Source organism: Tumebacillus lacus, assembly GCF_026410385.1.
In the GTDB taxonomy this organism is placed as follows: Bacteria; Bacillota; Bacilli; order Tumebacillales; family Tumebacillaceae; genus Tumebacillus; species Tumebacillus lacus.
Genome location: NZ_JAPMLT010000002.1, coordinates 326130 through 338383, shown reverse-complemented (window position 1 = coordinate 338383; position 12254 = coordinate 326130). Strand labels below are relative to the sequence as shown.

11 protein-coding genes and 1 riboswitch are annotated in these 12254 nt (G+C 58.1%); of the genes, 10 read left to right on the top strand and 1 reads right to left on the bottom strand.

Features of this window, described 5'->3' with window-relative positions; genetic code table 11:
- The first annotated feature begins 42 nt into the window (after window positions 1-42).
- Complete coding sequence (metK, locus tag OS242_RS05930) at window positions 43-1239, top strand: methionine adenosyltransferase (RefSeq protein ID WP_267150983.1); 1197 nt, start codon at window positions 43-45, stop codon at window positions 1237-1239.
- A 149-nt stretch (window positions 1240-1388) separates the two neighbouring features.
- Here metK and OS242_RS05925 read toward each other — a convergent pair whose 3' ends face one another.
- On the bottom strand, window positions 1389-2633 hold the full coding sequence (locus OS242_RS05925; RefSeq protein ID WP_267150734.1) for a helix-turn-helix domain-containing protein: 1245 nt from the start codon (window positions 2631-2633) through the stop codon (window positions 1389-1391).
- A 479-nt stretch (window positions 2634-3112) separates the two neighbouring features.
- Here OS242_RS05925 and OS242_RS05920 point away from each other — a divergent pair, with 479 nt between their 5' ends.
- The 9 genes from OS242_RS05920 (at window position 3113) to phoU (ending at window position 12221) form a co-directional block, all read left to right on the top strand.
- Window positions 3113-4258: a sensor histidine kinase gene (locus tag OS242_RS05920; protein WP_267150733.1), complete on the top strand. Its 1146-nt coding sequence runs from the start codon at window positions 3113-3115 to the stop codon at window positions 4256-4258.
- Between the two features lie 18 nt (window positions 4259-4276).
- The gene (locus OS242_RS05915) at window positions 4277-4969 is read left to right on the top strand and encodes a response regulator transcription factor (RefSeq protein WP_267150732.1); all 693 of its coding nucleotides are present in this window, start codon (window positions 4277-4279) and stop codon (window positions 4967-4969) included.
- 69 nt (window positions 4970-5038) lie between these two features.
- A complete protein-coding gene (locus OS242_RS05910; RefSeq protein ID WP_267150731.1) occupies window positions 5039-5476 on the top strand; it encodes a hypothetical protein in 438 nt (145 codons plus the stop codon).
- Window positions 5477-5555: 79 nt separating this feature from the next.
- Window positions 5556-5651: riboswitch (cyclic di-GMP riboswitch) on the top strand.
- 447 nt (window positions 5652-6098) lie between these two features.
- The gene (locus OS242_RS05905) at window positions 6099-7772 is read left to right on the top strand and encodes a methyl-accepting chemotaxis protein (protein ID WP_267150730.1); all 1674 of its coding nucleotides are present in this window, start codon (window positions 6099-6101) and stop codon (window positions 7770-7772) included.
- 135 nt (window positions 7773-7907) lie between these two features.
- Window positions 7908-8792, top strand: a complete 885-nt coding sequence (locus OS242_RS05900; protein ID WP_267150729.1) for a phosphate ABC transporter substrate-binding protein — start codon at window positions 7908-7910, stop codon at window positions 8790-8792.
- A 142-nt stretch (window positions 8793-8934) separates the two neighbouring features.
- Complete coding sequence (gene pstC, locus OS242_RS05895) at window positions 8935-9846, top strand: phosphate ABC transporter permease subunit PstC (RefSeq protein WP_267150728.1); 912 nt, start codon at window positions 8935-8937, stop codon at window positions 9844-9846.
- Complete coding sequence (gene pstA / locus OS242_RS05890; RefSeq protein ID WP_267150727.1) at window positions 9847-10701, top strand: phosphate ABC transporter permease PstA; 855 nt, start codon at window positions 9847-9849, stop codon at window positions 10699-10701.
- Between the two features lie 40 nt (window positions 10702-10741).
- The gene (gene pstB / locus OS242_RS05885; RefSeq protein WP_267150726.1) at window positions 10742-11515 is read left to right on the top strand and encodes a phosphate ABC transporter ATP-binding protein PstB; all 774 of its coding nucleotides are present in this window, start codon (window positions 10742-10744) and stop codon (window positions 11513-11515) included.
- Window positions 11516-11561: 46 nt separating this feature from the next.
- Window positions 11562-12221 (top strand): phosphate signaling complex protein PhoU, encoded by a 660-nt coding sequence (gene phoU / locus OS242_RS05880; RefSeq protein ID WP_267150725.1) that lies wholly within the window; start codon window positions 11562-11564, stop codon window positions 12219-12221.
- Window positions 12222-12254: the final 33 nt, after the last annotated feature.

Here is a 12254-nt window from a genome sequence, read left to right as displayed (position 1 = left end):
TTAAACTAGGAACCTCATTAATACATTAAGAGGGGGCTTCCCATCATGGCGAAACGTTATTTGTTTACTTCGGAGTCAGTCACCGAAGGACATCCGGATAAAATCTGCGACCAGATCTCTGACTCGGTACTGGACGCAATCTTTGCAAAAGACCCGAATGCGCGCGTAGCGTGCGAAACCTCGGTCACCACGGGCCTCGTGCTCGTAGCGGGCGAGATCACCACCACCACCTACGTGGACATCCCGAAGATCGTTCGTGAGACGATCCGCGAGATCGGCTACACCCGCGCCAAGTACGGCTTTGACTCCGAGACTTGCGCAGTTCTGACCTCCATCGACGAGCAGTCTGCTGACATCGCGATGGGCGTTGACCAAGCGCTGGAAGCGCGCGAAGGCCAAATGAGCGACGCGGAGATCGAAGCGATCGGCGCGGGCGACCAAGGCCTGATGTTCGGCTTTGCATGCAACGAGACCGAAGAGCTGATGCCGCTCCCGATCTCCCTGGCGCACAAACTGGCGCGCCGCCTGACCGAAGTCCGCAAAGACGGTACGCTGGCGTACCTGCGTCCGGACGGCAAGACCCAAGTCTCCGTCGAGTACGAAGGAGACAAGCCGGTTCGCATCGACACCATCGTCATCTCCACCCAGCACGCGGAAGAAGTCACCTTGGAGCAGATCAAAAAAGACCTGCACGAGCACGTGATCGGTCCGGTCATCCCGGCCAACCTGATCAACGACGAAACCAAGTACTTCATCAACCCGACCGGCCGTTTCGTCATCGGCGGCCCGCAAGGTGACGCAGGTCTGACCGGCCGCAAGATCATCGTCGACACCTACGGCGGCTACGCTCGCCACGGCGGCGGCGCGTTCTCCGGCAAGGATCCGACGAAGGTTGACCGCTCCGCAGCATACGCAGCTCGCTACGTGGCGAAAAACATCGTCGCAGCGGGTCTGGCTGACAAAGCGGAAGTCCAACTGGCGTACGCAATCGGCGTTGCTCGCCCGGTATCGATCATGGTCGACACCTTCGGCACCGGCAAAGTCGAGGACGAGAAGATCGTCGAACTGGTTGAAAAGAACTTCGACCTGCGTCCGGCTGGCATCATCAAGGAACTCGACCTGCGTCGTCCGATCTACCGTCAGACCGCAGCATACGGCCACTTCGGCCGTACCGACGTCGACCTCCCGTGGGAGCGCACCGACAAAGCGGACACGCTGCGCCAAGGCGCTGGCCTGTAAGCTTGACACATACGCAAGAAAGAACAGCCCCTGGCAGATGCCTGGGGCTGTTTTTGCGGCGGTGACGTGATTCTGGCATTTATGGCATCACGCGTAAAAAAACCCGGCCTGATGACAGGCTGGGTTTTTCGGGTTTTAGTTTGGAGGGGTTACGCCGTGATCGAGCGGCCGAACTTTTTCGCGCGGTACGTCTCCCATTGGTCATAGAGCTGGACGGAGAGATCGAGCGCTTCCATCAGGTGCTCCGACTGGCCGTGCTTGCGGTAGGCCTGCAGGGCGATGTTGCAGTGGTGCACCGCCTCCGGGATCTCACCGCGCTCGCGACGCATGTTCGAGAGCAGGAGGTGCGCCTTGGCTTGTTCCAGCTCGTCGGCTGCCAGCATCGTGATCGCGCTCTGAACTTCGGCGATCGCTTCTTCCGAACGGCCTTGCAGATGCAGGGAGCGGGCGGTCTCGACCATCGTCAGGCCGAGCCCGTGCGCATCATAGGTGCGGGAGTAGGCGTTGCGGCACTCGATCAGCAACGCCGTCGCTTCTTCATGACGGCCTTGCTCCGCTGCCAGAGCGGCCAGTGAGCGTTTGACCTCCAAGGAGAGGTCGGCGTTGCGCACGCTTTTGAAGATTGCAAACGCTTGCTCCGCGCATTCGATCGCCTGCGACGTGTCGCCGTTTTCCCGATGGGACAGCGACAGGGAGAGAAACAGACGGCCCATCTCTTCGAACGACAGCTCCGCGTCTTTCTCCGCATACGCCTGTTCGAACAGCGGGATCGCTTCCGACACAAAGCCGAGCTTGTAATAGGTGCTGCCCATCGCCAGCCACAGACGCACGCGCTCTGTGGCGTCGAGCGTCGCTTCCGGCATCATCTCTTGCGCCTTGCGCCAATGGTACAAAGCCAACTGGTGCTGACCGGCCGCAAGGGCCACATGGCCGAGGCGCACCGTCAGGGAAAGGGCGCGGGATTTCTCGCCGATGTTGATCGCGGCGCTCAGCATCTCATCGAGTTGCGCGGCCGCTTCGTCGTATTTGCCGAGGTGCTGGCAGCACTCAGCCAGGGTCAGGCGCAGATCGTCCGTCTCGGTGCCGCCGGACGTTTGAATGCCTTTGAGCAGCGCATACGCTTTCTCATAGGAAGCGGCCGCCATCAGTGCTTTGGCGAGCGAGTAGGTGGAGCGTTGACGGTTGTGCGCGTCGGTGTCGCTGACAAAGAATTCAATCGGACGGCCCAGTCGCTCGGAAAGCGATTGCAGCACGGTGTAGGAAGGGAACGCTTTTCCGTTTTCGATCTGGCAGATCATGCTGGACGTGACGATGCCTTTTGCCAATTCACTCTGCGTCAAGCCGCTTTCTTTGCGTGCGCGGCGAATCTGTTGACCCAAGCTGGTGTTGCTCATGTAGGAAACCTCCTTATTTATAAATCGGAAGTGCCGATTCTGAATTCGTTGGCTTTATCATAGCAACACTGCTATTTAAAATCAAAAAATACGAGATTTGAAGGCGTTCTTTGGCGTTTAGTGAACGCCGCCGCGCAGGGTGTATGCTTAGACTTGCTTGCTTTTTATAGGCGTTACAAGGGTTTTTGTGAAAATCGCGTAATGTTTTGTCGAATGATACGAGCAAATCTGGGAAGCACGTCGAGTTTTTCAAAAGAATTTTTTCAGTTGTCAGATTTGACCCCCACAGACCCGCAAAACGCTCCGTATCCTATTGGCATACACCCTTACCCCATTGCACTGGGGGGCGCGGCACACCCAGTCGCGCCCTCCTCTTTTTTTTGCCTAAAGAAGGAAGGGTTGCATGAGCAGGAAAAACCAGACTGACATGGAATACGTATGGGTATGCACAATTCTTTGGGATGGCAGGGGGAGCGATGATGGCAGCTGAAAACAATTCCAAGCTGTTGGACAACGCCATTCAAGCGACCCTGGAAGCGATCGAAGACGGAAAACACCAAGTCTACGAGATCGCGGAGAGTGCGCGCAAAGAGGGACAGGCGTTGCGCGATGAGCTGACGGCGCTGCAAAAGCTCGTTCATGAGACGATCAGCGAAGTGGACCGTCTGGAGGCGAGATACCGCCTGGCGCGCAAAAAGCTGGCCGATGTCAGTCGCGATTTCGATAAATACACGGAAGATGCGATCAAACAAGCGTATGACGATGCACATTACCTCCAGACGCAAGTGATGGTCACGAGAGAGCGCGAACAGCAATTGCGGACGAGACGGGATGATCTCGACCGGCGGCTGCGCAACCTCGAACAGACGATCGCAAGGGCGGAGTCTTTGATTACGCAGCTCGATGTGGCCTTTTCGTATCTGTCCGGCGACCTGCAACATCTCGGCACTGCGCTGAAAAACGCCGAACAGCGCCAGTACCTCGGGATCCGCGTCATCCTCGCGCAAGAAGAGGAACGCAAGCGAGTCGCCCGCGAGATCCACGACGGCCCGGCCCAGATGATGGCCAACGTCGTGCTGCGCGCGGAGATCTGCGAAAAAATGCTCGACCGCGACGTTGCCAAAGTGCGTACGGAACTGCGCGATTTAAAAGAGATGGTGCGCGCCTCACTCGCCGAAGTGCGGCAGATCATCTTTGGCCTGCGACCGATGGCGCTCGACGATCTGGGGATCGTTCCGACGCTGCGCCGCTATCTGGCCGATTTCCAAGAGAAAAACAAGATCATCTCCGAACTGAAGGTGTTCGGACGTGAAAAACGCTTCAACAGCGGGCTCGAAGTCGCAATCTTCCGCTCAGTCCAAGAAGCGTTGAACAACGTGACAAAGCATGCAAAAGCACGTGTGGCGACTGTCAAGCTGGAGCTGGCAGAAGACCACATTTTGGTGCACATAGATGATGACGGTGTCGGGTTTGCCGTGGAGGATGCGATGGTCAGCCGGGAGGACGGCCATTTCGGACTGCTCGGCATCCAGGAGCGCATTCAGCTGCTGGACGGAAAAGTAGAGATCAAATCTGCGCCGAAGATGGGCACGCGGATCATGATCTCGCTGCCGATCCGAGAGTAGGTAAGGGAGGGTCAAGAGATGCAACGTAAAATCGGTCTGCTTTTGGCCGATGACCACACTCTGTTTCGACAGGGCCTGCGGCGGATCTTTGAGCTGGAGGACGACATCGAGATCGTCGGCGAGGCGAGCGACGGTGAAAACGCCTCGCAGATGGCGCTCGATATCCAGCCGGACGTCGTATTGATGGACATCAACATGCCGAAGATGACAGGGGTCGACGCGACGCGTCTGATCAAGGAGACGGCTCCGGAGATCAAGGTGCTCATCCTTTCGATCCACGATGATGAAGCCTACATCTTTGAGACGATTCGGGCCGGTGCGAACGGCTACCTGTTAAAAGACGTGGAATCGAACGTGTTGGTCGACGCGGTGCGTCAGGTCGCGGAGGGCAGTTCGTTTATCCACCCGCAAGTGACGACCAAATTGCTCGACGAGTTCAAGCGTCTGTCGGAGCAAGTGTACGACGGCGACTTTGAGTCGAGTCACGAACCGTCGCTCAACTACGAGTGGCAGTCGATCCTCACCCAGCGCGAGATGGAGATCCTCAAGCTGATGGCGGAAGGCAAAAGCAACCGCACGATCGGCGAGGTGCTGTACATCTCGGAGAAGACGGTCAAAAATCACGTCTCCTCCATCCTTGGCAAGCTGAGCGTCGACGACCGCACGCAAGCGGTGATCACGGCTGCCAAGCGCAGTTGGGTCATCCTGTAAGGCAAAAGCAAGACGCACACGGACAAAGAAGGGCGGCATATATTGACACTGTCGAAGGAGGTGTCAAGAGTGCTCGCCCTTTTGATTTGGGGATTTGCCCTGTACGGACTGTTCATAGTCGTGTGGAAGCTGTTGCGTCACTGGATGATCCAAAGCCGTCGGGGGGTGCCGGTGACGGCGATCCTGATCGTGCGGGAAGGGGCCTCTTACATCGAAGGCCTTCTGCGCACCCTGACGACAGCAGAACCGTTTGTCGGTCGTGATCTGGAAGTGTTTGTGGTCGATTGCGGCTCGCAGGATGAGACGGCCCGGATCGTGGAGGCGATCTCGTCCAAGCGGTACACCGTCCGGCTGCTGGCAGCGGACGGCGATGCCGAGGGACAGATCGCGGGGATCTTGCGCCGCAAAGGGAGAGGCGTGCAGTGCGTGTTCGATCTGCGGAGCAAGATGCGGGTCGAGGAAGTGGTGCCGACTCTGGCGGCGTTTTGGAGCGACGAACCGGCCTAGTCGATCACTTTCATTTTAGGACAAAAGACCTATAGGCAGAGAGAAGACTGCGTTATATAATAAAGCCATAAGATGAGTCAATCAATAAAGGCAAACCCGTCGAAAGGCGGCGACGCAAAGCCATGGGTCTAAGGCTGGTTCTCCCTAAACCAGCTACGACTGCCAGGTTGCTGATTGATACGGTTCTCAGATACCGTTCCCCGACGGTACTGACCTGTATCCGCATTCGGCAACCCGCGAATGCGGATATTTTAGTTCAGCTTTTGACTCATCGGGTAGCATTCTCTCATTTTTACCCTTTTTGTAATCCCCCTACCCCCCACACAACGAGCGCTCTGGACGGTCCCCCAACCTCCAGAAGCGCTCGTTGTACGTTGTGGGGGTTTTTGTGTGTCCGGATCTTGGTGCAGGAGCAAAAAAAGTGGCCCCGTCCCGGATACGGGAGGGGGCCAATCGTCGTAAAGGAGGTCAGATCATGAAAAGAAGAAGAAGTTGTTCTTACTATATGTAGAAGATTCTGAATAATGACTCTTTTGATGTGCGGAACTTTACGAAACCTCCATCTGACGTTCACAATGTTACGTCATACTGGCGATGACAACATTGGTGGGGAGGGGCATCTATGGAAAAGGGTACCGGAAAGAGCAAGGGTCTGTCGATGCAAACGCGTTTGATCGGGTTTGTGTCGCTGCTCTTGCTCTTTGTCGTGTGTGTGCTGGGGGCGACGATGTACTGGATTGTGAAAGAGGATCTGGGTCAGACGGCGGAGTTTCAAATGAAGGGTCATGTCGGCACGGTGGCCAAGCAGGTTGGTATTTTGTTGCAGACGACGAACAATGAGGAGTTTCAACGCGAGCTGCACTTGCTGACCGGCGGGGAGCGCAAGCAGTTTGCCGGGCTGGGCTGGCATGTTCGCATGGCGTTGATCGAGGAGCAGGGCACCGCCGTGGATCTGGGCGGGTCGGCGTGGACGCTGCCGGCTGAGATGGCGGCGCGCATGCGGGCTGACCGGCAGGGGGTGCGGCAGGAGACGCTGGACGGAGAAGAGATGATGGTGGCGTATCAGTTTATCCCAGAGCGCAGTCTGCTCTACGTGGCGGCTGTGCCGTTCGCCGACACGATGACACCGCTGTTGCATCTGCGCAACATCGCCGTGTCGGTCGGAGCGGGAGCGTTGCTGCTCACGGCCGTCTTTGTCCGGCTGTTTGTGCGGCGGGGCATCGCGCAGCCGCTCGGAGAGGTGCGGGCTTTGATGCAAAAGGTGGCGGGCGGTGATCTGTCAGAGCGGATCGACCCGGCCGCGTATCGATTGCGCGAGATCAGGGAGCTCGGCGTGGCGGTGAATGGGATGGCCGATCATCTGCGCGGCATGATCGGGCAGATGCATGGAGCGGCCGAGCAATTGGCGGCCGCTTCGGAGGAGCTGGCGGCGAGCAGCGAGGGGACGGCGGACGGCATCCGCTCTGTGGCGGCGACGATCCAGGAAGTGGCGGTCGGCGCCAAAACGCAAGCGGCGGCAGCGGGAGAGAGCGCAGCGGCGATGGAGCAGGTGACGGCCGCCCTCGCGCGGGTGGTCCAAACGTCGCAGGACGTCGAGCGGGCTTCGGAGGCGACGACAGAGGTGGCGGCTCAAGGCAACGCGGCGGTGACTCGCGCCGTGGAGCAGATGGCGTCGATCTCGCAGTCGACCGAGCGGATGGCCGCATCTGTCGCGGGGCTCGAACAGCGGTCGCAGCGGGTCGGGCAGATCATCGATGTGATCACCGAGATCGCGGCACAGACACATCTGTTGGCGTTGAATGCGGCGATTGAGGCGGCGAGGGCCGGCGAGCAGGGGCGCGGTTTTGCGGTGGTCGCCGACGAGGTGCGCCAACTGGCGGAGCAGAGCGCGTCGTCGGCAGGGGAGATCTCCGCGTTGATCCGCGAGATGCAGGCGCACACGCACGGCGTCGTGCTGTCGATGCAGGAAGGCACCGTCGAGGTGCAGGACGGGCTGGAGTTGGTGGAGGCGGCAGGAGCGGCGTTTGAGCGGATCGCCGCTTCGGCGGCAGGTGTGGCTGCTCAGGTGCAAGAGATCTCCGGCGCGTCCGAGCAGATCTCCGCCGGGGCCGGGTTGGTCGCTGAGTCGATTGATGAGATGGCGCGCATTTCAGGTGTCTCTGCAGAGCATTCTACATTATGTGCCCATTCCTCCGTCATCCAGTTGGAATCGATGGAAGATGTGTTCGGCATGGTCCAGAGTTTGGCGCGGATGGCACAGGAGATGCGTGAGACGATTGGCAAGTTTCATGTCTGATCAACAGATGCGAATTTACAATACCTTTACGTGAGTCCGGAACTAGATTTACGTAGCACTGCTAGTATGAGAACTGTAAGCAACACAATCACTCACAACGCAACGATACAGGAACCACTCAAAGGGGGACTTTCAGTGTTTGGTAATGCGAAGAAGGCAGCGACTCTGGGGTTGATCGCAGCGATGACCGCAGGTTTGATGGCAGGTTGCGGCGCAGATAAAACGGAAGAACAAAATCAAGGCGGCACCACCGCGCCGTCGGGCAGCGAACTGTCCGGCAAAGTCACCGCATCCGGTTCGACCGCATTGCTGCCGCTGGTCAAACAAGCGGCTGCCGAATTCCAAGAAAAACACAAGAACGTCACCGTAGACGTCGCAGGCGGCGGCTCCGGCACCGGTCTGAAACAAGTGGCTGAAGGCTCCGTCAACATCGGCAACTCCGACGTTGAGGCAGGAGATGAATATAAGGATAAAGGTCTCGTCGATCATCAAGTCGCAGTCGCTCCGTTCGTACTGGTCACCAACAAAGACGTCACCGTCGACAACCTGACCAAAGAGCAAGCGGGCAAGATCTTCACCGGCGAGATCACCAACTGGAAAGACGTCGGCGGCGCTGATCAAAAGATCACCATCGTCGGCCGCGCCGAGTCGTCCGGCTCCCGCAAACTGATCAAAAAGCTCGTGCTTCCGGAAGGCAAAGACTTCGCGAAAGACGCGATCGCGCAAGACTCGACCGGCGCACTGCGCACCGCAGTGGAACAAACCGCAGGTTCGATCGGCTATATGGACGCTCCGTATGCGGACGCAAAAGTCAAAACCTTGAAGTTTGAAGGCGTGGAATACAAGCCGGAAAACATCTACAACGGGACGTACAAACTCTACGCATTCGAACACATGTACACCAAGGGCGAGCCGACCGGCGCGACCAAAGCATTCCTCGACTACATGATGTCCGACGAGTTCCAATCGAAAAACGTGGAAGCCCTCAAGTTCATCCCGGTTTCCAAAATGAAAAAATAATAAGATTCACCCTCTGACTCGGATCGGAAGGGACGGCGCACCAATACGCCGTCCCTTACCGCACGTTACGGAGGTAATTGTAAAATTTGTCTAGAAATTATAAAAAATTCCTCATTTCTGATACGTGGAGGGAGTAGGACCTGTGGCAATCAAAGCAGCAGAACAAAACAGCTCACCGCCGAGCTATACCCGTGCGGTGAAACGCAACGACCGCCTGATGCACTGGCTCTTCGTGGGGAGCGCTGCCTTTGTGGCGTTGATTATTTTCTCGATCATCCTGTTCGTCGGCAATCAAGGGATCAAGATGTTTGGCGATCCGGAAGCCGGCATCGCCGAGTTTTTCTTCACCACCGACTGGACGCCCGGTGAAGGCAAGTACGGGGCGTTGGCGTTTATCCTCGGTTCGTTCCTGGTCACCGGCCTCGCACTGGTGATCGCCGTCCCGTTGGCTGTGGGCGGAGCGGTGTTCATGGCGAAGATCGCGCCGAACTGGATGCGCGAGATCATGCGTCCGGCGACCGACCTGTTTGTCGGCATTCCGTCTGTCGTCTACGGTCTGGTCGGCTTGACCGTGTTTGTGCCGTTCTTCGGCGGGATCTTTGGAACGGCCGGTTTCGGTCTGTTGCCGGCTGCGTTAATCCTCGCGATCATGATCCTGCCGACGATCCTCTCCGTCAGCGAAGATGCCCTGCGCACGCTGCCTGTCGCGCTGGAAGAAGCGTCGTACGCGCTGGGGGCGACCCGCTGGCAGACGATCCGCAAAGTGCTGCTCCCGGCTGCTTCCCCCGGCATTCTCACCGGGGTGATCCTCGGCATGGGCCGCGCCATCGGGGAAGCGATGGCGGTGCAGATGGTCATCGGCAACGCGCCGATCCTGCCGAAGGGTCTGACCGAACCGACGTCCGTCCTGACGACGCAGATCGTCAAAGAGATGGCGTCGCCGTTTGGCTCGACGACCAACAACGCCCTGTTTATGATGTCGCTCGTCCTGTTGCTCGTCTCGCTGTCTTTGATCCTGATCATTCGCGTGGTTGCGCGCCGGAGGGCTGTGTAGATGAACTCGAAACTCACAAACAACATCGCCAACCTCGTCTTTTGGATGTTCGGCTTTACGATTCTCGGCATTCTGATCTGGTTCCTGTGGCACATCCTTGCGGCCGGTCTGCCGCATCTGTCCTGGGACTTTATCACCGGCAAACCGCAAGAGATCATCGCCGGCGGCGGGGTCGGCCCGCAGTTGTTCAACTCGTTCTACATCCTGTTCCTGTCGCTCCTGTTCTCCATCCCGTTTGGCATCGGCGCCGGCATCTGGCTGTCCGAATACGCCAAAAAGAACTGGTTCACCGATCTGGTTCGCCTCTCCACGGAAATGCTGTCCTCCGTCCCGTCGATCGTCTTCGGTCTGTTCGGGATGCTGGTCTTCGTCACCACGTTCGGCCTTGGCTTCACGATCCTCGGCGGGGCACTGACCCTCGCCCTGCTCAATCTGCCGGTGCTCGTGCGCGTCACGGAAGAGACGTTGCGCGCCGTGCCGGACTCCTATCGGGAAGCGTCTGCCGCGCTCGGTGCGACCAAATGGCAGACGATCCGCAAAGTGCTGATCCCGACCGCGCTGCCAGGTCTCGTCACCGGCATCACGCTGGTCGCAGGACGTGCACTGGGCGAATCGGCGATCCTGATCTTCACCGCCGGTGTGACCGTATCGCGCTTCGCTCCTGACTTCAACGTGTTTGCTTCGGGTGAAACGTTGGCCGTCCGTCTCTGGTACGTGCGCTCCGAAGGTCTCGTCCCGGACGCGATGGAGATCGCGGAAGGCACGGCTGCCCTGCTCGTCATCGTCGTCCTGCTGCTGAACCTTTTGATCGGCTTGCCGAGTCGCTACCTGCAACGCAAAGCAGCAGGTAAATAAACTTCCATTTTTGAATACAGATCAAGGGGGAACTCCTGAGATGACTTCCGCTATTGCCACCAAAGACAAGATCCGCGCGCAAGGACTGAGCCTGTTCTACGGCGACAACCAAGCGCTCTTTGATATCAATCTCGAAATGCCGGAAGGATCGATCACCGCTTTCATCGGCCCGTCCGGCTGCGGCAAATCGACCCTGCTGCGCACGCTCAACCGCATGAACGACCTGATCCCGAACGTGACGATCAACGGCGAGGTGCTGGTCGACGGCGAGAACATCTACGCCCCGGACACCGACGTGGTCAACTTGCGAAAAAATGTCGGAATGGTGTTTCAGCGGCCCAACCCGTTCCCGATGTCGATCTACGACAACATCGCCTACGGGCCGCGCATCCACGGCATTCGCAAAAAGCGCGACCTCGATGAGATCGTCGAACGCTCGCTGCAACAGGCGGCTCTGTGGGATGAAGTCAAAGATCGCCTCGGCAAATCGGCGATGGGACTGTCGGGCGGTCAACAGCAGCGTCTGTGCATCGCCCGCCTGCTCGCCGTCGATCCGCAAGTGCTGTTGATGGACGAACCGACCTCAGCGCTCGACCCGATCTCCACCCTGAAAGTGGAAGAGTTGACACAAGAGTTAAAATCGAAGTATACGATCATCATCGTGACGCACAACATGCAACAGGCTGCCCGCATCTCCGACACGACCGCCTTTTTCCTCAACGGCGTGATGGTCGAGCACGGGGTGACCGATAAACTGTTTACCAACCCGACAGACCAGCGGACGGAGGATTACATCACAGGCCGTTTCGGTTGATCGGCCAGCCTGATCTTACATTTCTATGGAAGGGGCCTCGGTGACTATGGACTCCAGAAAAGGTTTTCATCAATCCTTGGAAGAACTGCAACGCGAGATCTTGAAGATGGGGGTGCTGGTCGAGGAGGCGATCTATCTCGGCGTGAAGTCGCTCGCCAACCTTGATGTCCAGATGGCGCAAAACGTCATCGACGGCGACCGCAAGATCAACGATCTGATGGTCGATGTCGAGTCGGCCTGCCTGCGCCTTTTGGCCCTGCAACAGCCGATGGCATCCGACCTGCGCGTGATCGGCACGGCGATGAAGATCGTCACCGATCTGGAGCGCATCGGCGACCACGCGGTGGACATCGCCAAAACGACGCTGCGTCTGTCCGGCGACAAACTGCTCAAGCCGTTGGTCGACACGCCGCGCATGGCCGATCTCGCCAAAGAGATGCTGCGCGACGCGCTGAACGCCTACGTCAGCCACGACGTGACAGTTGCGGAACAACTGGCGAAAAAAGACGATGTCGTCGACGGTCTGTACAAACACATCTTCAACGAATTGCAAGGAATGATGGAGGAGAACAGCGCCCATGTCAAGCAGGGGATCATGCTCTTGATCGTCTGCCAGCATCTGGAGCGCATCGCCGACCACGCCACGAACATTGGCGAGTGGGTCATCTATATGGTCAGCGGCGACCGCAAAGATCTGAACGTGTAAGGTCGGGCGTCTTGTGAAGGAGCTTTCAGGAAC

Bases quoted from the DNA above. Each gene is read 5' to 3' on its own strand.
- OS242_RS05905 (WP_267150730.1), top strand. From the start codon at position 6,099: ATGGAAAAGGGTACCGGAAAGAGCAAGGGTCTGTCGATGCAAACGCGT.
- OS242_RS05920 (WP_267150733.1), top strand. From the start codon at position 3,113: ATGGCAGCTGAAAACAATTCCAAGCTGTTGGACAACGCCATTCAAGCG.
- OS242_RS05915 (WP_267150732.1), top strand. From the start codon at position 4,277: ATGCAACGTAAAATCGGTCTGCTTTTGGCCGATGACCACACTCTGTTT.
- pstA (WP_267150727.1), top strand. From the start codon at position 9,847: ATGAACTCGAAACTCACAAACAACATCGCCAACCTCGTCTTTTGGATG.
- phoU (WP_267150725.1), top strand. From the start codon at position 11,562: ATGGACTCCAGAAAAGGTTTTCATCAATCCTTGGAAGAACTGCAACGC.
- pstB (WP_267150726.1), top strand. From the start codon at position 10,742: ATGACTTCCGCTATTGCCACCAAAGACAAGATCCGCGCGCAAGGACTG.
- OS242_RS05925 (WP_267150734.1), bottom strand. From the start codon at position 2,633: ATGAGCAACACCAGCTTGGGTCAACAGATTCGCCGCGCACGCAAAGAA.